Below are 21103 nucleotides of genomic sequence, written 5' to 3'. Positions count from 1 at the left end.
CCGAGTTGGTTTCGTCAGGCAGGATATCCCTTTAATGCGACAAGTGCGGTCGTATCCAAAAACAGCGGATCTCGAGAACCCGCTGTATTACCTGGAAAACATGAACACCTTGGTTGATTGGGTGGCCGAACACCACGGCGACCTGCTGACCGAAGGCGAACGTGCGCGGCTGAAAAACTTTCGCCAGCTGCCCATCGCAGCCCGAGGCTTGTTGACCCGAATGATTATGCGTACGGGCGAATTGTTTCGTGTGGATAAGTTGAACTACCCGGAGCTGCCACAGCCAGAAACCGAGGCCGTAGCCGAGCTGATCGCACAGCAATGGCTGGATCCTGCCCCATTGCTCGGCTTGGACGAGGTGTTCCGGTTGTTTACGCTGGCGGAACTGCGGCTGTTGTACGGGGACTGGTTGGCGGAAAACGGTTTGCCCAAAAACCTGCCCAAAGCTCGATTAAGAGAAGCACTGGCCGATACCGAGCCGGAACCGAAAAGCCTTAACCGGTGGTTCGACCAGCCGGTGCCGCAAGTCGTGCGAGTTCAGGGCATGGCGTTGTTTGATCGTATTCGCCTGATGTTCTTCGGCAACCTGCGCCAAAGCTGGACCGATTTCGTGCTGGTGGAGCTGGGCGTACAGCAATTTGAAGCCGTGCCTTTTACCCCCGAATCCCGGGCCTTCCAGCACAGAGCCGAAGTAGACAGTTACCTGCAGATGCACCAGTGCCGGGAGCGTTTGGACGAAGGCGAAGCGGCTGACGAAGTGTGGGCGGATATTCCCGCCCCTGTGGATAACTCGTGGCTCACCAGCCGCCGGAATCGTCTGCTCTTGGAGCTGGGCCGACAGGCTGAGCGGCAAGGCAACCCTGAACTGGCATTGCAGGCGTGGGCCGCCAGTGGGCATCGGGAAGCCAGGCTCAAGCAGTTACGATTGCTGGAGCGATTGAAGCGGTTTGAGGAAGCGTGGGACATTGCCAGTCAGTGGCAGAATGGAGAATTGAGCGATGCCGAGGCCCAGGGGCTGGAGCGCATTCTGAAACGGCTGGCACCGAAAGTGGGCGAGCCGAAACCACAGGCGCCGCCCAAACCGTTGATTCGGGAGTTCACCGTTACCCTGCCGAAACCCGATACCGGCTCGGTCGAACACGCGGCTGTGGCGTATCTCGGTACCGAAAGTGCTCCGGTGTTCTATGTGGAAAACACCCTGATCAATGCCCTGTTCGGTTTGCTGTGCTGGCCGGTGATCTTCAAACCCATCGCGGGTGCCTTCTTTCACCCCTTCCACATCGGCCCGGCGGATCTGACCCGGGAAGATTTTGTCGCCCGTCGGCACGCCGACTTTAATCAGTGCTTTGCCCTGCTGGACACCGAGGCCTATCGCCCGCGAATCGTTGAAACCTTCAATGCGAAACAGGGCATTGCGAATCCGTTTGTCGCATGGCCGGTGGTCACCGACGAATTACTGGCATTAGCTATGGATTGCATACCGGCGCAGCATCTCAGAAAGCTGTTTGAACGGTTGCTGACCAACATAAAGGAGCACCGCAGCGGCTTCCCCGATTTGATCCGTTTTATCCCCAACGCGGAAGCACCCGAGCACCGGTATGAAATGATCGAAGTGAAAGGCCCCGGGGACCGGTTGCAGGATCACCAGCGCCGCTGGCTCGCCTTTTTTGACCAGCACGGTATCCCCGCCAGTGTGTGCTATGTGCGATGGCAAGACACCGGGAATCATTCATGAAAGTAGCCGTGCGAACCCTGTGCGAGTTTGCCGCCCGCCACGGAGATCTGGACTTCCGCTACACCCCGGCGCCTAGCGCGGAGGAAGGCATCGCGGGCCACCAGGCGATTCAGGATAACCGCGGCTACGGCTACAAGAGCGAATACTCACTTACCGGTAAATGCTTTGGTTTAGAGCTTTCTGGAAGAGCGGACGGTTATAATCCACACAACGGCCGGTTGGAAGAAATCAAAACCCACCGGGGGGATGTGTCCCGAATTCGGGAGCATCAACGGGCGCTGCATCGAGCACAGCTGCGGGCCTACGGTGCACTGCTGTGCAAACAGGAAAAGCGCAAGAAACTGAAGCTGGCGCTGGTCTATTTCGACATCGGCAAAAGCAAAGAAACCACTCAGGTGGAAACCGCCAGTGCGGATGAGTTGTGGCAAGAGCTGGAAGCCTTGTGTTCAATTTATAAAGCCTGGGCCGAGCAGGAAGAACATCATCGGGAACAGCGCAACGCCCTCTTGGCCGGGTTGAAGTTCCCGTTCCCGGACTTTCGCCCGCGCCAGCGGCAGCTGGCGGAAACCGTGTATAAGAATGCCGCGAAAGGTGAAACGCTGTTGCTGGAGGCACCCACCGGGTTGGGTAAAACCTTGGGCACCATGTTCCCGGCCTTGATGGCGATGCCTGCGGCTGGGCAGGATCGGCTGTTCTATCTGACTTGCCGCAACACGGCTCGGCAATTGGCGCTGGATGCTGTGGATAAGTTGCATTCGGGCCAGGACCCACTGCAACCCTGGCCGCTGCGGACTCTGGAATTGGTGTCGAAAGACGACGCCTGTGAACACCCGGACAAAGCCTGCCACGGCGACTCCTGCCCGTTGGCAAAAGGCTTTTTCGACCGGTTGCCAGATGCTCGGGCCGAAGCCGTTCAAAGCAAAAGACCGCTAACTCAAGATATTTTGCAGCAAATCGCTGCAGGTCACGACATTTGTCCGTATTTTCTTGCACAGGAAATGGCCCGCTGGAGCGATCTGGTGATTGGCGATGTAAACCGGATGTTCGACCAGTCTGCCCTGCTGCACGGTTTGATTCGCCAAAACAATTGGAAAGCCAGTGTGCTGGTAGACGAAGCCCATAATCTGGTGGACCGTGGCCGCGGCATGTACTCGGTACGGCTGGATCAGCAGCGTTTGCTGAAAGTTAAGAAAACCGCGCCGAAACCGCTGAAGTCGGCGTTGGACCGAACGGCCCGGGCCTGGCAAAGTTTGATTCGTGATCACGGCGAGCAGAGCCAGCCAGTGTTTCTGACCACCCTGCCCTCACCGTTACTGGGCGCTTTGCAGGCGATGGTATCAACGATCACCGATTACCTCGCCGACAACCCGCCGGATCTGGCGTTACAAGAGGTGCTTTTTGAAAGCGTAGCCTTCATGAAGCTGGCGGACAGTTTCGGCGATCATTCGCTGTGCGAATTTCAGCGCAGCGGTCGCGGGCGGGCCAGTTTGACGTTACAGAACCTGATTCCGGCCGACTTCCTCCGTGATCGCTTTGCTGCAGCCCACTCAGTTCTGTTGTTCTCCGCCACTTTAAGCCCCGGCGTGTATTTCCGGGATCTGCTGGGCATGCCGGAACAAACGCGGTTTACCTCCCTGCCGAGCCCGTTCAGTGCCAACCAACTGACGGTGAACTTTACTCCGGGCATCAGTACTCGCCAGGTTCATAGAGACGCATCGCTGGAACCTATCGCAGAGATAATCGCCAACCAGTTCCGGCAACGCCCGGGCCATTATCTGGCGTTCTTCAGCAGCTTCAAGTACGCCAACGAAGCCAGTAATGCCTTGGCGGAACACGCGCCGGATGTCCCCCAGCGCAGCCAGCAGCCGGGCATGAGCCCGGAGCAGCGGCGCGGGTTTCTGGCTGAATTCCAGAAGCCGAATGGCAGTGTGGCATTTGCCGTCATGGGTGGCGTGTTCAGTGAAGGCATTGATCTGCCCGGGGATCAGCTGATCGGTGCCTTCGTCGCCACTCTGGGGCTGCCGCCCTTTGATGCCTGGCACGAAATCCTGAAAACCCGGCTGCAACAGCGCTTCGGCAGCGGTTACGAGTACACCTATCTGATTCCCGGCTTGCAGAAAGTCGCCCAAGCAGCCGGCCGGGTCATACGAACACCGAAAGACCAAGGGGTGATCTGGCTCATAGACGACCGATTCCTGAAACCATCGGTCAATCGGTTGCTGCCGGGTTGGTGGTTCCCGGCACCCCGTTAATCTTGTTTTGTTTTGTAACTCTTTGAAATAAGTCCGGAGTTTCGCTATCCCGCTATTGAAAATTTAGGTTGCATGCTTACAATTCGTCAGCTTCTCACGCGTCCTTCACTTATCCCCAAGGCAGACACTGCAGATGAATAACACGGATCTTGTTTTCCAGAGCTATGGCCGCTGTTGTCGAACCGAACAGTTTTTTGTCGATTTTTACGATTTCTTCATGGCCAGTTCAGAGGCTATCCGTAAGCGTTTTGCCGATACCGATATGGCGGCCCAACGCCACCTGCTTCGGCACGGCGTGATGCAGATCATTCTGGTGGCCCGTGGTATGTCTGACCGTAAATTGCGGGATCTGGGCGAGAGTCACAACCGCCACAACTACGACATCCAGCCGGAATGGTATGACCTATGGGAAGAAGCACTGCTGAAAACGGTGCGCATGCACGATCCGGAATATGGCCCGGAACTGCGGCAAGCCTGGAAAGAGGTATTGAAGCCAGGTATTGATTTGATTCGAGGGGCCTACTGAGGCGCTTTGGATTGGCAAACGTTTAAAAACCCTGCAGTTAACCGCTGCAGGGTTTTTTATCGATCAGCCGAACTGGAAGAACGCCAGCTTGTTGCCGTCGGGATCGCGCACGTACGCCCCGTAGAACTGATTCGGGATGCGCTGCCCCGGCTCACCGTCGCAGGTGGCACCCAATTCAATGGCTTTCTTGTAGTAGCTGTCTACGGCTTCTTTCGAGCCCGGTTGCAGCGCCAGCATGTTGCCGTTGCCCGGGTTGTTCGGTTCACCGTTGAACGGTGTGCAGACCGCCAGCATGGGCGTGCTCAGATCTTTGCCGATAAACGCAATGCGGCCCATATCCAGCAGCACTTTTGCGCCCATGTCTCCCAGCAGATCGCTGTAGAACTGCTTGGCTTTCTCCATATCGCTGACGCCCAGAGTAACGTATCCGATCATCATGAATCTCCGCTTGGGTTTTCGGTTGGGTATAGCATTGCTTCTAACTGCTACACTAACCCATTAATCAGAAGGAGTGTATGCATTGATTTACCGGTTCAGGCGGTTTTGTCCGGGTGTTGTGGTGTTGATTGCAACCTGTATTGCGCTAAGCGGGTGCGCCCTGCCTCCGTTGAGCGACCGCCCTGAAAGCCAATCCCTTCCCGCGCAACAAACCTCACCAGCTTCTCGCGCCTGAATCACCGGATGCACAATAAATCCTTCAATGCCGACAACCAGGCGGCGATTGTCGGCGGGCGCAATATCGCCGATGAATATTTCGGCGCGGGCTCGGGCGCGTTGTTTGCGGATCTGGATGTGCTCGCTATTGGCCCGGTGGCTGAATCCGAATTTCTGAAAAATCTTCTCGCGGGCGATCTTGAGTTCGTCTGGTCGCCGGTGTCTATGGTCAGCGACGACCCCGCGAAAGTGCTCGGCGAAAAGTCCGAGAAAGGCTTAATGAGCCGCCAATTGGCGCAGGCCATGGGCAATCCCGAACACTCGATCACACTGGTGTCGCCCTACTTCATCCCCACCAAAGCCGGGGTGCAGCTGTTCGAGTTGCGCAAGGTGGACGGAGAACGGTTGTTTGTGGGCTCGTTCAACTTCGACCCTCGTTCCGTTCACATCAACACGGAATTAGGGTTTGTGATAGAAAGCCCGGAACTGACTCAACTGATGGAAAACCACTTTGAAGAACAGGCCCGGGTAACCGCCTACGAGGTGGTGCTGGACGAAGACGGCGATTTACAGTGGATAGAACGCAATGGCGATGAAGAGGTACGACACAGCCACGATCCAGGTGTTGGGGTACTTAAACGGATGATGGTTTCGGTGTTTTCGTTTTTGCCGATTGAGCATTTGTTGTAGGCGCGTTTTAGACAACGCGTGGTTACTCGATTACGCACACAAATTCACCCACTACTCGATACTGAAGCGCATTTTCTTCGTTCAGTTCAAGAGTTTCGAAGTTTTGATCGTACGAGTTGGGCTTAAGTTGAATGCGCTTATGGAGCCAGCCGTGTTCGTCTTCGGTTTTAAAGCTTTCGTACACTTTCACCGTGTAGCGCGAACCGAAGTCAGCATCGATGCTATCTGTGCATTCCACCAACACCGTTTTGCCATTCCGGCTGCCACCTCTATCGGGACGGAACAGGCACAAAGTGCCATTGGGGATAACTCGATTCATTGACTCTCCGATCACTCGGCAGGCAAACATCCCCTCCCGTACTGGAATGCCGCTGGGTAGGGCTACCCAGTCTTTGTACTGTGTATCCTGTAAGTCACTGAACGTGCCTGCAGCCGCTTGTAGATCGAACAAGGGCACTGCATTGACATAGGGCTTGAGATCCACCACTTCGGGTGTCCGGTTTTCTACTTGGCTGGGAGCGCGCAGAGGAATGTGTTGCTTGAGGTATTCCCGAAGCGCCTTATCACAGGCATAAACGAAGGTGCCCCTAATTCCCCGGAGCATGATGGTTCGGTAGATATTGATGATGTATTGCTTCAGTTCTTCCGGATCTTTAATACCCTGCCCGCCAGTCCGGTCAAAATAGTTGCTCTTATCGATGACGATGGACTGGCTCTCGGTATCGAAACGAATCTCTTCCCCGAATATGATGCCGGCGTAGTTAAGGTCGTAGCCTTGCGTGGTGTGAATGCAGCCGACTTCGTTATGAGAGCCTTCCTTGTTTATCCAGTCGGTGTTGGTGCTGTTCCAGCGAAGCTGAACGCCATCAACAACTATGTCATACGCTGAGCTGTCCTTTTTCGAGATCCAGGGCCAGGAATAGCCGGCAATTAACCGGGATAGTCCGACCTGAGTTTCTTTTTCGTTGATGGTCTGCACCATATCGCCAAGTGATTCGAACACCTCGAATTCATAGTTTTTGGCTCGGAAGACTTCCTCTTCTTCAACACGTCCGTTGAGCAGGTTATCAACAAACTCGACGTAGGGTTGACCGGCTTTTACTCGGAACTGTGACAGGAGGGGGTGTGTGACTGAATCTTTGGCGGCTTTAAGATTCAGAAAAACGTCCGTATCGGCATCTGAAGGCTTGATCGATTGCCCTTGGTCGTAGAAGAAAATGGATTTGTCGGATTGCTGGCATACCCAATCAACTTCGCTGCAGCTGTGTTTGTCCATACCCAATGCAGCACAGGTTTTGTCAAAACTACCAAAGTAGGCACCAAGGTTTTTACGCTTTCGCAAGCGATGAGATTCGTCCACTAACACGATGTCGTAGTGCTGTTTTGCGAGCTCAGATGGGCTGATCACCATACTGGGGCTAAGGCCTGAGACGTTTTTGAAGGCCTTCTTCAATGTGGCGCGAAAGGAAGTCATCGGCACCACCAGTGCCATTTTGGGCTTGGGAGTATTTTCTCGTAATTTGGTCAGTAAAGACTGTATCTCTGCTTCGTCTTCAGAAAAGTCTCGAAGATCCACGTGATGGCTTTCTGAAAGGAGCAGTTTGAACATAAAGATCGCCAAGACCGATTTCCCGGTTCCCGCGCCGCCTTCAACCACGATGTTTTTTACACCTGGGTTGAGTAATTCATGCATGATGGTAAGTAGCCCCTGGCGCTGATCGAAGGACAGCGATTTATAGGGGGAATATTTGAATACATCAGAATTATCGAGGTGATCCAGAGTACGGGATACCACCCCTTTGGCGATCAAGCGGTTCCAAACTTCCCGGAATACGTCGTTGTAGAGGGCGTCACGCTGGTAATAGTTGTGATCGGCAAGCCCGAGATTGCCGTTCAGCAAAGTGTATTTACCATCTGCCGCCATGTATTTAATGAGCAGGGATTCAACGTCCAGCGTAGCCGATTTGTTGAAGTACTCGCTGGTAATCAGGTGGACAGCCGTTAGCAGTTGTTTTTCGTCGTGTTTGAGGTGGGTGCTCATACGGGTGAGCGTGTCTGTGGTTTCGCCGATGTAAGCACGTCGGTGTTTCTCATCACTTAGGACGTACACCAAGGGCCAGCTATCCGCTGCAAAAGCGTTGTTACGTAACTCGCTTATCGCATCCTTGCTAAAAGGGAAGCGCTGTACTTCTACCATCGACGATTGACTCATAGCTCCGTGTATTTTTTGGCTGTTCCTCTGGCCTTACTAACGGGGTACTTCTGTTCGTTCTTGGCAATTTTGTCGAGAACGATTTGTTCGAGGTTCAGATCGTAGCTGTCGGCCAGTAATAAGGCATAGGCGACAACATCTGCCAATTCCTCTTTCACTTTTTCTACATTGGCTTGTTCGGGAGATTTCCACAGAAACAGTTCCAACAACTCTGAAGCTTCAATGCTAAGAGCCAGCGATAAATCTTTTGGGTTATGGAATTGTTTCCAATCTCTGTCGTCACGGAATTGACGTAGTCGGGCCAGTGCATCCTTCATAAACGTCCTCCCTTCTATTCTGGTTAAAGATAATTGCCAGAACATTAGCAGACTTACGAAAGATACAGAAATGCTAACCCGAAAAGGGCTATGGAGTGTTAACAACGAGGGAGAAAAACAACAGAAAAGCGGGAAAATGGTCGGCGTGGCAGGATTCGAACCTGCGACCCCTTCGTCCCGAACGAAGTGCGCTACCAAGCTGCGCCACACGCCGATCAACGGCCGGTATTATACGGATTACCGGCCATTTTGCTAGCCCCTTCCCTGGGGAAATACCTACTTAAAACTGCGCGTTAGCCTGTTTACCCGGCGGTGGGTAGCAGGGAAATATCCGCAACGCGCAGGAACAGATTGCGAAGACGGTTGAGCAGCGCCAAACGGTTGTTTTTAACCGCTTCATCATCCGCCATCACCATCACTTCGTCGAAGAAGTTATCCACAGGCTCGCGCAGACTTGCCAAGGAAGTCAGAGCGGTGGCGTAGTCGCCTTGCTCGAACAACGGCAATACTTTCTCTGCTTGCTCGTCAACCTTCTGGGCCAGAACCTTCTCGGGCTCATCCTGCAGCAATGCGGTATCGACGGTTTCGCCGATGCTGTCGCCGCCCTGCTTGGTCAGGATGTTCGATACCCGCTTGTTGGCACCGGCCAAAGCCAGAGCTTCTGGCAGTTGGCGGAAGGCTTCAACGGCCTTCACGCGGCGGTTGAAGTCCAGTGGGCAGGTCGGGCGACGTGCGTGCACGGCCAGATAGACTTCGGCACTGATGCCCTGCTCGTCGTAGAAGGCCCGGAAGCGCTCGAGCATGTAGTTCACCACGGTGCTGGCGGTGTTCTCTTCGGTCAGTACCGTGAAGTTCTCTTCCGCCCACTCGCACAGGGTCTGCAAGTCTAGCGGCAGTTCGCGCTCGATGATGATGCGCAGCACACCGAGGGAAGCACGGCGCAGGGCAAACGGGTCACGGGTTCCGGACGGCGGCTGGTTGATGCCGAACAGACCGACCAGTGAATCGATACGGTCAGCGATGGCAACGGCGCAACCGGTTAGCGTGGTGGGCAGGTCGTCACCGGCGAAGCGCGGCATGTACTGCTCGTTCAGAGCTTTGGCTACGTCCGCGTGTTCGCCGTCGTCGGCGGCATAGTAGCTGCCCATGATGCCTTGCAGTTCGGTGAACTCCAGCACCATTTCGGTAACCAGATCGGTCTTGGCCAGCATGGCGGCGCGCTCGGCCAAAGCCGGGTCACTGTCGATGGCTTCGGCGATTTTCTTGGCCAGTGCGGCTACGCGCACAGACTTGTCGTAGATGCTGCCCAGTTTTTCCTGGAATACGATGGGCTTGAGTGCATCGATACGATCTTCAAGCTTGGTTTTGCAGTCGGTTTCGAAGAAGAAAGCCGCGTCTGACAGGCGCGGGCGGATGACCTTCTCGTTACCGGCAACCACCTGAGCCGGGTCTTTACTTTCCAGGTTGGCGACGGTGATGAACAACGGCATCATCTGGTCGTTGGCGTCTACCACGTGGAAGTATTTCTGGTGTTCCTTCATGGAGGAGATCAGAGCTTCGGCTGGGACTTTCAGGAAGCGCTCGTCGAAGCGGCCCATCAAGGGCACCGGCCATTCGTTCAGGGCGGTGACTTCGTCCAGAAGCTCTTCGTCAATAACGGCAACGCCGCCGGCTTCGTTCTTAGCCAGTGCGTTCACGCCAGCCCGAATCTGTTCACGACGCTCGGCGAAATCGGCCAGTACGAAACCTTCTTGCTTGAGCACGGTTTCGTAGTCGGCCGGGGTCGGGATGATCAGCTCTTTCGGGCAATGGAAGCGGTGGCCACGGGTTTTGTTGCCGGGCTTCAGGTTCATGATCGGGGTGTCGATCACGTTGTTGCCGTACAGCATGATCAGCCAGTGGACCGGGCGCACGAATTCTGTGCGGTGGGCACCCCAACGCATTCGCTTGGGAATGGGCAAAGCAGACAGTGACTGGTTGATCAGTTCAGGCAGCAGCTCAACGGTGGGCTTACCTTTTTCGACGGTGCGGAATACCAGCCAGGCGCCTTTGTCGGTTTCCAGCGTGTCCAGTTGGTCGGGGGTAATGCCCAATGAGGTGGCGAAGCCGGTCAGCGCGCGGGTCGGGTTGCCGGCATCATCAAAGGCGGCTTTAACCGCAGGGCCACGCTTTTCTACAGACTTGTCAGGCTGGGCATCGGCCAGATCCCGAATGCGCACCGCCAAACGGCGTGGCGCCGCGAAGGCTTCAACGGCTCCAAAGGCAACACCCGCGTCTTCGAGGCCTTTGGTAATGCCTTGAGTAAAGGCGTCAGACAGGCCTTTGAGGGCTTTCGGAGGCAGTTCCTCGGTGCCCAGTTCGACTAGAAAATCCTGTGTAGCCATTATGCTTTCCCCTGTTCCTGCTGTGCCTTTTTCGCTTTTCCGGACTTCTTGCTTTTGGCTTTGGCGTCAGCCGCATCGGCCGCTGCCAGCACTTCGTTGCGGAGCGCTTCGGGTGCCAATGGGAAGCCTTGCTTGCGGCGGCTTTCAAAATAAGCCTGAGCCACGGAGCGGGCCAGTGTGCGTACACGCAGGATGAAACGCTGGCGCTCGGTCACAGAGATGGCGTGACGAGCATCCAACAGGTTGAAGGTGTGAGAGGCCTTGAGTACCTGCTCGTAAGCAGGCAGTGGCAGGCCGGCTTCGATCAGGCGGGCACTTTCCCGCTCGTACACGTCGAAGCTGTGGAACAGGAATTCGGTATCGGCCTGCTCGAAGTTGTAGGTGGACTGTTCCACTTCGTTCTGGTGGAACACATCGCCGTAGGTGACTACGCCATCCGGGCCGTTGGTCCACACCAGATCGTAAACGCTGTCGACGCCTTGCAGGTACATGGCAATGCGCTCAAGGCCGTAGGTCAGCTCACCGGTAACCGGGTAGCATTCCAGACCACCCACCTGCTGGAAGTAGGTGAACTGGGTAACTTCCATACCGTTCAGCCAGATTTCCCAGCCCAAGCCCCAAGCGCCCAAGGTCGGGGATTCCCAGTTGTCTTCTACAAAGCGGATGTCGTGTACCAGAGGGTCCAGGCCCAAAGCACGCAACGAATCCAGGTACAGTTCCTGAATGTTGTCTGGAGACGGCTTCAGAACCACCTGGAACTGGTAGTAATGCTGCAGGCGGTTCGGGTTTTCACCGTAACGACCGTCGGTTGGGCGGCGGCTGGGCTGCACGTAGGCGGCGTTCCAGGTCTCGGGCCCGATGGAGCGCAGGAATGTGGCCGAGTGGAATGTGCCGGCGCCGACTTCCATATCGAGAGGCTGAAGTATCACGCAGCCATGCTGCGCCCAGAAATTCTGCAATGCCAGAATCAGACCCTGAAAGGTCTTGATGTCTGGCGCGGAGTTATTGGTTGCCTTGTCTGTCACGACGATTGCCTGCTGGTCAGTCTGTGTGTGGCGCCCCGCTTTCACGGAACACTCCGAAAATTTAAAACGCGCATTATACGCTGGCTGGCGCTGCTTTTCTAAGTGCCAATCTGCGTATTGATGTGTTCGGGATCAATCAAAAGAACGTCAGCCCCACGTGGAACAGCTTCTCCACATCCCGGATGCGGGATTTATCGACCAGGAACAGAATAACGTGGTCGTTCGGCTGCACCCGCAAGTGGTCGTGTGCAATCAGAACCTCGCCATGGCGCACGATGGCGCCAATGGTGGTGCCCGGTGGCAGATGGATTTCATCCAGCCGTCGGCCCACCACTTTCGAGGACCGGTGGTCGCCGTGGGCAATGGCCTCGATGGCCTCGGCGGCGCCGCGGCGCAATGCGTGCACGTTCACCACGTCGCCCCGGCGCACGTGGGTCAGCAAACTGCCGATGGTGGTTTGCTGGGGCGAGATGGCCACGTCGATAACGCCGCCCTGAATCAAATCCACGTAGTCGGGGTTGTTGATCAGGGTCAGTACTTTACGGGCACCCAAGCGCTTGGCCAACAGCGACGCAATGATGTTGGTTTCGTCGTCGTTGGTGACGGCGCAAAAGACATCGGTATTCTCGATGTTTTCTTCCACCAGAATGTCTTTGTTGGCACCGCTGCCTTCCAGTACCACCGTTTTGCGCAGCTTTTCCGACAACATCACGCAGCGTTCGTGATCGCGCTCGAGAATTTTTACCTGATATCGGCTATCCAGTGCTCGTGCCAGCCGGTAGCCAATGTTGCCACCACCACAAATGAAGATGCGTTTGTAGGGCTTAGAAAGCGGCTGCAACTCGCTCATCACCGAGCGGATATGGTCGGTGGCGGCAATGAAGAACACTTCATCGCCGTCTTCGATCACGGTATCGCCTTTCGGGATGATGGCGCGATCTTTCCGGAAAATGGCGGCAACCCGGGTGTCGATCTTCGGCATGTGGGTGCGCAGATAAGAAAGCTCACGGCCGACCAGAGGGCCGCCTTCGATGGCTTTGATAGCCACCAGCCGGGTCAGGCCTTTGGAGAACTCCAACACCTGAAGCGTGCCGGGGTATTCGATCAGCCGGGTGATGTGCTTGGTAACCAGCTGCTCCGGGCTGATGATGACATCAATCGGAAAGCCCCGTAACCGATCAAGCTCTTTATCGGTATCCTTGTTGTAGAACAGTGCGGGGTTGGCCAGATAGGAGCCCGCGCGCACCCGGCAGATGGTGGTCGGGGTTTTGTGCAGCAGCTTGGCCACCTGGCAGGCCACCATGTTGGTTTCATCGCTGTTGGTAACCGCGATAACCATGTCAGCATCTTCCGCATTGGCTTCGTTCAGTACCGCCGGGTAAGACGCCTTTCCATGCACTGTACGAATGTCGAGGCGATCTTGCAGCTCCCGAAGGCGAACGCTGTCGCTGTCGATAACGGTGATGTCGTTGGCTTCATTGGCGAGGTGTTCGGCCAGTGTCCCGCCGACCTGGCCCGCACCGAGAATCAGGATGTTCATGCGTCAGGTTTCTCCAGCACGGCGTAGAAAAAGCCGTCATGGCTATTGGGGTCCGGCAGCAAATTGCGACCGGCATCCATGTTCAGGCCCCAGCCCGCTTCGATGGGAACCAGCTGCGCATGTTCTTGCTGCTTCAAAAAGCGCTGAATGATGCGATGGTTCTCTTGTGGAAACACCGAGCAGGTGGCGTACACCAAGCGGCCTCCGGGTTTCAGGATAGACCACATGGCGTTCAGCAGACCAAGTTGAATACCGGCTAGCGGCACGATGTCGGATTCCCGGCGCAACAGTTTGATGTCCGGGTGCCGGCGGATAACACCGGTGGCGCTGCAGGGTACGTCCAGCAGGATGCGGTCAAAGGCCTGGCCGTCCCACCATTGCTCTATGTCTGCGGCATCGGCTTGCAACAGGCGAGCATTCAGATCCAGCCGGTCGAGGTTTTCCTGCACCCGAGGCAGGCGGTCGGCGGATTCGTCAATGGCGACCACTTCAGACAGCTCGGCGCAGTTTTCCAGAATAGCGCAGGTTTTGCCGCCGGGGGCGGCGCAGGCATCAAGTACACGTTGACCGGGCTGCAGATCCAGCAGTGTGGTGCACAGCTGGGCGGCTTCATCCTGAACACTGACAGCGCCGTCTTCAAACCAGGGCAAGTTATCCACAGGAACCGGGCGCTCCAGCTGAATGCCAAACGGGGCGAAGCGGGTGGCTTTGGCGCCAATGCCGGCATCGGTCAGTAACTTCAGATATTCGTCGCGGCTAAAGCGCAGGGCGTTAACCCGTAGGGTCATCGGTGCCTGTGTGTTGTTGGCATCGAGGATGGTTTGCCAGTGCTCGGGCCAGTTGTGGCGGAGCTTTTCCACCATCCAGACCGGATGGCTGTAGCGACTGCTGTCGTCGCCCGGCTCTGGCGCTCCTTCCCGCTCGGCGGCTCTTAAGACGCCGTTGACCAGGCCGGTCAGGTGGGGCCGATCCAATGCGCGGCAGGCTTCCACGGTTTCATTGAGCACCGCGTAGGTGGCCTGTTCACTGAAGCGAAGCTGGAACAGAGCAACCAACATCAGATGATGAATCACCCGATCCGATTTGCGAATGGGTTTTTTCAGGCGTTGATTGAGTTCACCGTCCAGCCGGTGAAACCAGCGGCAGGTGCCGTAGCAAATGGCCTGCAGCTGGGGCCGCTGCTCGGGAGGCAATTGGCTCAGAGCGTAGGGCAGGCATTGCGACAGCGACTGTCCGTTTTCGACGGCGAGCAGCACGTCCGCGGCTACCGCGCGAAACGGCAGGGAGTCATAGAACATGATCAGTTCAGCTCCTGTGCAGGCATCAGCACGGGTTTGCCGCCGTTAATCAAATCGTTCACGCTCAGGGCGCGGGTGCCGGGCAGTTGTACTTTGGTCACTCTCAGACTGCCGGTACCGCAGGCAATGTCGATGCCTTCGCGCTCTCGGCGCAGCACGGTGCCGGGCGCTTTGTCGCTGCCCTGCTCCAGTGCCTGTGCCTGATGCAGGCGGATGCGTTGTTCGCCCAGATCGGTGAAGGTGCCCGGCCAGGGGTTGAATGCCCGGATCAGACGTTCAATGTCGGTGGCGCTGTTGTGCCAGTCAATGTGACCTTCTTCTTTGGACAGCTTGTGGGCGTAGCAAGCTTCGTCGTCATTCTGGGCCACGCCGGTCAACGAGCCCTGTTTCAGTTTGGCCAATGCCTCCACGATTGCGTTACCACCCATTTCCGCCAACCGGTCATGCAGGCTGCCACCAGTATCGTCCGGGTTAATCGGGGTAACGGTTTTCAGCAGCATGTCGCCGGTATCCAGGCCGACATCCATCTGCATGATGGTGATGCCGGTTTCGGCGTCACCGGCGGCAATGGCCCGCTGAATCGGAGCGGCACCGCGCCAACGAGGCAACAGCGAGGCGTGGATGTTCAGGCAGCCGTGGCTTGGTATCTCCAGAACCGCTTTCGGCAAAATCAGACCGTAGGCCGCAACGATAATCACGTCTGGCTTCAGGGCGGCCAGCTCTTGTTGTGCGTCTTCGGGCTTTAAACTCTGGGGCTGAAACACAGGGATGTCGGCATCCAGAGCCACTTGTTTTACCGGGCTGGGCATCAGTTTTCGGCCCCGGCCGGCGGGCCTGTCAGGCTGACTGTAAACGCCTACAACAGTGTGCCCTGCCGCAAGAATGGCTTTCAGGGCGATGGCAGCGAAATCCGGAGTTCCGGCAAAAACAATGCGCACGTTGGTGTTATCTCTGTGTCGTTGAATACGAAAAAACCGGGTCGTAACCCGGTCCTGAATTCGGTATGCAGCTTGGCGCCATTATCCGGCTCGGACTCAGGCGCTTTGCTTGTGGAGTTTTTCCAGCTTCTTGCGAATGCGGTTGCGCTTGAGAGAGCTGAGGTAATCCACAAACAATTTGCCGTTCAGGTGGTCCATCTCGTGCTGGATACAAACCGCCAGAAGGCCGGTGGCTTCCAGTTCAAAGTCTTCACCGTTTCGGTCTTTGGCGGTAATGCGAACGTGTTCGATGCGTTTTACATCTTCGTAAAAACCGGGGACGGACAGGCAGCCTTCCTGCATGGCTTCCAGATCGCCATCCAGTACTTCCACTTTCGGGTTGATGAACACCCTTGGCTCGCTCTTGTCTTCGGACAAATCCATCACGATGATCTGCTTGTGCACGTTCACCTGCGTCGCCGCCAGGCCAATGCCGGGCGCATCGTACATGGTCTCGAACATGTCGTCGATCAACGTTCGGATCTCGTCGGTTACCTCGTCTACCGGCTTGGCAATGGTGCGTAGGCGCGGATCGGGGTACTCAAGAATATCTAGAATCATAGTGCTCTGGCTTCTCTGAAATGCGACAGCGTACTGCGCAAATTTTCTTCACAATTCTATTATGAAGCATGTGTGATGGGGGTATTATCCGATAAATTACCGATTGAGTACAAACTGATCAGTTAATAGTAGGATTCTATCGATTATTCCGCAGAATTTACTGGAAGAACAAAAGATAACATCACAAATCCCCATACATCTTCTATAGTAACGGGAATAACAGTGTAACAAGCTGCGGATGATCTGTGGTGACGTTACCGAACGCTAAGATTCAAGGCACGCGATCAAGGATACAGACGATGAGGAAATTGTTGTACGCTCTGGCGGCTACCACGCTGCTGTTTACCTCTTGGGTCCAGGCACAACCCGAGTTCAAAGCTGACCATCCTGAGCGTTACACCGTCGTCAAAGGGGATACCCTTTGGGACATTTCAGGGCGTTTTTTGAACAACCCTTGGTACTGGCCGGAAATCTGGCACGTTAATCCGCAGGTTGCCAACCCGCACCTGATTTACCCGGGTGATCGTCTGGCGCTGGTTTACATTGACGGCAAACCGCGCATCACCAAGGTGGCGTCCGGCGATGTGAAACTGTCTCCTCAAATCCGTTCCGAAGCCATTGATACGCCAATTCCCGCGATTCCGCTGGATGCCATTGCCAGCTTCCTGACCGACACCCGCATCGTCAGCCCTGAAGAAATCAACGGTGCGCCGTATGTGCTGGAAGGCGAAGACGGCCGCATCATCACCGGTGCCGGAGACAAAATCTACGCCCGCGGTGAAAAGCCTGCTGATCGGGTTGGCGTGTTCCGCCGCAGCCAGGAATTTGTTGATCCTGATACCGGCGAGTTCCTGGGGCTGGAAGCGCGCAGTATTGCGCGGGGTAACGTGGCGGCCGAGAACGGCGACGTGCTGACCGTTAATCTGACCCGCTCCAGCGAAGAAGTGCGCATTGGCGACCGCTTGCTGGTGAGTGAAGACCGCCGTTTGACCACCAACTTTATGCCCAGTTCGCCCGATGAGCAGATCGAAGGCAAGATGATCTCGGTAGATGGCGGCGTAAACCAGATTGGCCAGTACAACGTGGTGGCCATTAACCGCGGTGCTCGTGAAGGTATGAAGGCGGGGAACGTGTTGGCGGTGATGAAAGCCGGTAACCGTGTTCGCGACCCGATAACCGGAGAAACCATAGAGCTGCCATCCGAGCGCGCCGGCCTGCTGATGGTGTTCCAGGTTTACGAAAAGATGAGCTACGGGCTGGTACTGAAGGCGACCCGTTCGTTGTCGGTGGGTGACAAGGTCGTTAACCCCTGATACTTCCCTGCCTGCGTAGCCTGTTCGGGCGGCGCGTGGTGGTTAGCAATACCGTTGAATGGCTGGGCCGGAGTGCCCGGCCATTATTGTTTTCAAGGATGAAAAATGTCGGAACAGGAAATTCTGCAGTCTGAGGCTGGCCGCTGGCTGGTGCTTTCGCTTCTTCCCCGGTTTGGTGTGCGGGTTCGTGAACGTGTGCAGTCCAACACCGCGAGTCTGGTTGATGCGCTTGATCTGAACGCCGCTACCCTCAAAGCGTTAGGCCTAGGAACAGAAGCCATCGAACTGGTGCATGCGTGGCAAGCGGGGGATGTCCATCACCCCAAAATTCAGCATGCGCTCTGGATCCATCAAGCGTGCCTGCAACACGGCATTGCGATCATTGGCCAGAATCATCCCGATTTTCCGGAGGCGCTGCGGCAGATACACAATGCGCCACTGGTGCTATACCTGTTGGGCGATAGCCGGTTGTTGTTGCAAGACCAGATTGGTGTGGTGGGTAGTCGCAATGCCACGCGGCAAGGCCTGGATCACGCCCGGCAATTTGCCGCGGAGCTGAGCAGGCGAGGCTTGCTGATCACCAGCGGGCTGGCGCTGGGCATTGACGGTGCGGCCCACGCCGGTGCGCTGGACGCGGGCCATCCGACTATTGCCGTGGTGGGCTGTGGGCTGGATCGGCTGTACCCGGCGCAGCATCGAAAACTGGCCCACCGTATTGTGGATAACGGTCTGATTGTGTCGGAATATCCTCCGGGTACTCAGGCTAGAGCGGCCTATTTCCCCCAGCGAAATCGCATCATCAGTGGCTTGAGCCGAGGCGTGCTGGTGGTTGAGGCCAGTTTGAAAAGCGGGTCACTGATTACCGCCAGAACCGCCCTTGAGCAGGGCCGTGAGGTGTTCGCCATTCCCGGTTCGATCCACAGTACGGTGGCTAAAGGCTGTCATCAGTTGATCAAGCAAGGCGCACGACTGGTGGAAACCGCCGATGATGTGCTGGAAGAACTGGGCACCTGGTGGTCGATGCAAGAAGCAACCGCGCCGGTGTCTGTCCCTGCCGTCGAGAAACCCGATCTAGACAGTCGGGAAATCGCGGTATTCGAGGCTTTGGGGTATGATCCACAGTCTACCGATGCACTGAGTCTTGCCACCGGATTGCCGGCCGATCAGTTGATGCAGTCGCTCCTGCTTCTTGAGTTGGAAGGTTTGGCGTGTTCTGCCCCGGGCGGATACTTACGGCGAGGCTGATCGGTGCGTTTCCATTGTTTGACCTAGCAGGTTGTACGATTTCTTTATGTCGCCAACGTCGTCCTTGAATGCCTGGCAACTGCGCTGTGCCCGCCGCACCGTGTTGTCCGGCGGAGTTATTGCATACCCCACCGAAGCGGTCTGGGGGCTGGGGTGTGATCCCTGGAATCTTCAGGCTGTTGAGCGCATCCTGGAGCTGAAACAGCGGCCGATGGAGAAGGGCATGATTCTGGTGGCGTCGTCCATCGATCAGGTGCGTTTCCTTCTGGACCCATTGCCGCGCGTGTTGCAGTGGGAAGCCGAGCAGCACTGGCCCGGGCCGATCACTTGCCTGATTCCGGATGTACTCGAGCAGGTACCGGAATGGGTGCGGGGCCAGCACAGTACCATTGCGGTACGTGTGTCGGATCACCCCTTGGTGCAGGACCTGTGTGAAGCGACCGGAATGCCACTGGTCTCCACCTCGTGTAACCCGGCCGGACGAGCGCCGGCGCGTAATATCTGGCAAGTGCGACGTTATTTCGGAAAGGAACTCGACCGCGTGATACCGGGCGCACTCGGGGGCAACCGCAATCCCAGCCGTATTATCGATATCCTCACCGGAAAACAGTTTCGTTAGGAGCAAGCATGTCACAACAGCCGGATTCTCAGGTCGTCAAAGCGTATTTACTGGGCCTTCAGGATCGCATTTGCCAGCGATTAGAAGCGCTGGATGGTCAGGCTTCCTTCATTGAAGACAGTTGGGATCGGCCAGAAGGCGGCGGTGGAATCAGCCGGGTCATCTCCGATGGCAAGGTGTTCGAAAAAGGTGGGGTGAATTTCTCGCACGTGATGGGCGATACGATGCCGCCTTCAGCCACGGCCCATCGCCCCCATCTGGCCGGAGCTCCCTGGCAGGCGATGGGCGTGTCCCTGGTGATGCATCCTGAAAATCCTTATGTACCCACCTCCCACGCCAACGTTCGTTTTTTCATTGCGACCCCCAAAGACGGCGCACCGGTGTACTGGTTCGGCGGTGGCTACGACCTGACCCCCTACTACGGTTTCGACGAAGACTGCGTGCACTGGCATCGCACCGCTCGCAACGCTTGTGAGCCCTTCGGTGAGAAGGTTTACGACCGCTTCAAGCATTGGTGCGACGAGTATTTCTACCTTAAGCACCGGGACGAACCTCGCGGTGTTGGCGGCCTGTTTTTCGACGACCACAACACCGGTGATTTCGAGCGGGACTTTGCCTTCATGCAATCCGTGGGCGACAGTTACATTGAGGCCTACGAGCCCATTGTCCAGCGCCGGGTGGATCATGCATGGGGCGAGCGGGAACGGGATTTCCAGCTCTATCGTCGTGGGCGTTACGTGGAATTCAATCTGGTGTATGACCGAGGCACCTTGTTTGGATTGCAATCGGGCGGCCGGACGGAATCCATCCTGATGTCGCTGCCGCCGATGGTGCGCTGGGATTACAGCCGCCAACCAGAGCCAGGCACTGAAGAGGCTCGGTTGACGGAATACTTCCTCACGGACCGCAATTGGCTGGAGGGTATTGATGAATAATGAACTCTACGCAGTAATTGGAAACCCGATTAACCACAGCAAGTCGCCCCGGATTCACAGCTTGTTTGCCCAACAAACCGGTGAACCGGTGGAGTACACCGCCATTCAGGCGCCGCTGGACGATTTCGCCGGAACCGTCAAACATTTCTTTCAAGGCGGTGGTAAGGGGCTGAACGTTACTGTGCCGTTTAAAGAGCAGGCATGGACCCTCGCCGAGCACCGTACCCCCAGAGCAGAGAAAGCCGGCGCGGCCAATACGCTGTATCTGGATCAAGAAAATGACCTTGTGGCCGATAATACAGATGGTGTCGGCATCGTTCGTGATCTGCGCGATAACCAGAAGGTGCCGCTCAAAGGCGCACGGATTCTGGTTTTGGGTGCTGGCGGTGCAGTACGCGGCGTGCTTGGCCCGATCTTGGCGGAACAGCCGGCGGCATTGACCCTCGCCAACCGAACGGTTGCCAAGGCTGAGGCATTGGTCCGCTTGTTTGCCGATGTGGCCCCGGGCGTCGAGTTGTCAGCCTGCGGTTTCGAGCAGCCAGCGCAGCCGTTTGATGTCGTGATCAACGGCACCAGCGCCAGTTTGCAGGGGGATTTGCCGCCGGTCTCGGGGAATGTGATCGGGCCGGACACCGTGGTGTACGACATGATGTACTCTCTGCAAACCACCACGTTCAACCAGTGGGCGCTGGATAACGGAGCCCGCCGGGTGTATGACGGGCTGGGCATGTTAATCGAGCAAGCGGCGGAAGCGTTTCAGGTGTGGCGGGGTGTGCGCCCGGAAACCGCTCCGGTTGTGGACGAACTGAGAAACGATTGA

At 56.4% G+C, this 21103-nt stretch carries 18 protein-coding genes and 1 tRNA gene; 9 read left to right on the top strand and 10 right to left on the bottom strand.

The genetic code is table 11. From position 1 onward, the window contains the following. The first annotated feature begins 34 nt into the window (after positions 1–34). The 3 genes from JAO79_RS02255 (at position 35) to JAO79_RS02245 (ending at position 4513) form a co-directional block, all read left to right on the top strand. Entirely contained in the window at positions 35–1735 is a 1701-nt protein-coding gene (locus tag JAO79_RS02255; RefSeq protein ID WP_199005534.1) for a VRR-NUC domain-containing protein, read from the top strand. Further along, a complete protein-coding gene (locus JAO79_RS02250; RefSeq protein WP_199005533.1) occupies positions 1732–3987 on the top strand; it encodes an ATP-dependent DNA helicase in 2256 nt (751 codons plus the stop codon). The genes JAO79_RS02255 and JAO79_RS02250 overlap by 4 nt, the downstream gene beginning before the upstream one ends. Positions 3988–4120: 133 nt before the next feature. Further along, positions 4121–4513, top strand: coding sequence for a globin domain-containing protein (locus JAO79_RS02245; protein WP_199005532.1), 393 nt, complete (start codon positions 4121–4123; stop codon positions 4511–4513). 63 nt (positions 4514–4576) lie between these two features. Here the strand turns inward: JAO79_RS02245 and JAO79_RS02240 are convergent, their stop codons facing one another. After that, the gene (locus JAO79_RS02240) at positions 4577–4948 is read right to left on the bottom strand and encodes a VOC family protein (protein ID WP_199005531.1); all 372 of its coding nucleotides are present in this window, start codon (positions 4946–4948) and stop codon (positions 4577–4579) included. Between the two features lie 246 nt (positions 4949–5194). On the opposite strand from JAO79_RS02240, the gene JAO79_RS02235 reads away from it, so the two are divergent. Further along, the gene (locus JAO79_RS02235; protein ID WP_199005530.1) at positions 5195–5857 is read left to right on the top strand and encodes a phospholipase D-like domain-containing protein; all 663 of its coding nucleotides are present in this window, start codon (positions 5195–5197) and stop codon (positions 5855–5857) included. 22 nt (positions 5858–5879) lie between these two features. Here JAO79_RS02235 and JAO79_RS02230 read toward each other — a convergent pair whose 3' ends face one another. The 9 genes from JAO79_RS02230 to def all read right to left on the bottom strand — a co-directional run bounded on the left by JAO79_RS02230 (position 5880) and on the right by def (position 16171). Beyond that, on the bottom strand, positions 5880–8069 hold the full coding sequence (locus tag JAO79_RS02230; protein WP_199005529.1) for a DNA/RNA helicase domain-containing protein: 2190 nt from the start codon (positions 8067–8069) through the stop codon (positions 5880–5882). Beyond that, positions 8066–8386 carry a nucleotide pyrophosphohydrolase gene (locus JAO79_RS02225; RefSeq protein ID WP_199005528.1) on the bottom strand — a complete coding sequence of 107 codons (321 nt, stop codon included), beginning with the start codon at positions 8384–8386 and terminating at the stop codon, positions 8066–8068. The genes JAO79_RS02230 and JAO79_RS02225 overlap by 4 nt, the downstream gene beginning before the upstream one ends. Before the next feature lie 137 nt (positions 8387–8523). After that, positions 8524–8600, bottom strand: a tRNA-Pro gene (locus JAO79_RS02220). 88 nt (positions 8601–8688) lie between these two features. Further along, positions 8689–10770 carry a glycine--tRNA ligase subunit beta gene (glyS, locus tag JAO79_RS02215; protein WP_199005527.1) on the bottom strand — a complete coding sequence of 694 codons (2082 nt, stop codon included), beginning with the start codon at positions 10768–10770 and terminating at the stop codon, positions 8689–8691. Next, on the bottom strand, positions 10770–11795 hold the full coding sequence (gene glyQ, locus JAO79_RS02210; protein ID WP_199006602.1) for a glycine--tRNA ligase subunit alpha: 1026 nt from the start codon (positions 11793–11795) through the stop codon (positions 10770–10772). The genes glyS and glyQ overlap by 1 nt, the downstream gene beginning before the upstream one ends. Before the next feature lie 136 nt (positions 11796–11931). Further along, positions 11932–13335, bottom strand: coding sequence for a Trk system potassium transporter TrkA (trkA, locus tag JAO79_RS02205; RefSeq protein WP_199005526.1), 1404 nt, complete (start codon positions 13333–13335; stop codon positions 11932–11934). Then, the gene (gene rsmB, locus JAO79_RS02200) at positions 13332–14633 is read right to left on the bottom strand and encodes a 16S rRNA (cytosine(967)-C(5))-methyltransferase RsmB (RefSeq protein ID WP_199005525.1); all 1302 of its coding nucleotides are present in this window, start codon (positions 14631–14633) and stop codon (positions 13332–13334) included. The genes trkA and rsmB overlap by 4 nt, the downstream gene beginning before the upstream one ends. A 2-nt stretch (positions 14634–14635) precedes the next feature. Continuing rightward, positions 14636–15571, bottom strand: coding sequence for a methionyl-tRNA formyltransferase (fmt, locus tag JAO79_RS02195; RefSeq protein ID WP_199005524.1), 936 nt, complete (start codon positions 15569–15571; stop codon positions 14636–14638). 96 nt (positions 15572–15667) lie between these two features. Then, positions 15668–16171, bottom strand: a complete 504-nt coding sequence (def, locus tag JAO79_RS02190) for a peptide deformylase (RefSeq protein ID WP_199005523.1) — start codon at positions 16169–16171, stop codon at positions 15668–15670. Between the two features lie 299 nt (positions 16172–16470). Here def and JAO79_RS02185 point away from each other — a divergent pair, with 299 nt between their 5' ends. The 5 genes from JAO79_RS02185 (at position 16471) to aroE (ending at position 21103) form a co-directional block, all read left to right on the top strand. Then, positions 16471–17484, top strand: a complete 1014-nt coding sequence (locus JAO79_RS02185) for a LysM peptidoglycan-binding domain-containing protein (RefSeq protein WP_199005522.1) — start codon at positions 16471–16473, stop codon at positions 17482–17484. Between the two features lie 105 nt (positions 17485–17589). Beyond that, positions 17590–18729 (top strand): DNA-processing protein DprA, encoded by a 1140-nt coding sequence (dprA, locus tag JAO79_RS02180; protein ID WP_199005521.1) that lies wholly within the window; start codon positions 17590–17592, stop codon positions 18727–18729. A 46-nt stretch (positions 18730–18775) separates the two neighbouring features. Continuing rightward, entirely contained in the window at positions 18776–19348 is a 573-nt protein-coding gene (locus JAO79_RS02175) for an L-threonylcarbamoyladenylate synthase (protein WP_199005520.1), read from the top strand. A gap of 8 nt (positions 19349–19356) precedes the next feature. Next, complete coding sequence (hemF, locus tag JAO79_RS02170; protein ID WP_199005519.1) at positions 19357–20283, top strand: oxygen-dependent coproporphyrinogen oxidase; 927 nt, start codon at positions 19357–19359, stop codon at positions 20281–20283. Then, positions 20276–21103: a shikimate dehydrogenase gene (aroE, locus tag JAO79_RS02165; RefSeq protein WP_199005518.1), complete on the top strand. Its 828-nt coding sequence runs from the start codon at positions 20276–20278 to the stop codon at positions 21101–21103. Before hemF ends, aroE begins: the two co-directional genes overlap by 8 nt.

Origin of the sequence: Marinobacter litoralis, from assembly GCF_016427555.1 — a bacterium.
GTDB classification, from domain to species: Bacteria; Pseudomonadota; Gammaproteobacteria; order Pseudomonadales; family Oleiphilaceae; genus Marinobacter; species Marinobacter litoralis_A.
Note: the sequence above shows the minus strand (reverse complement) of the source record. Positions and strands in the feature narration are given on the sequence as shown.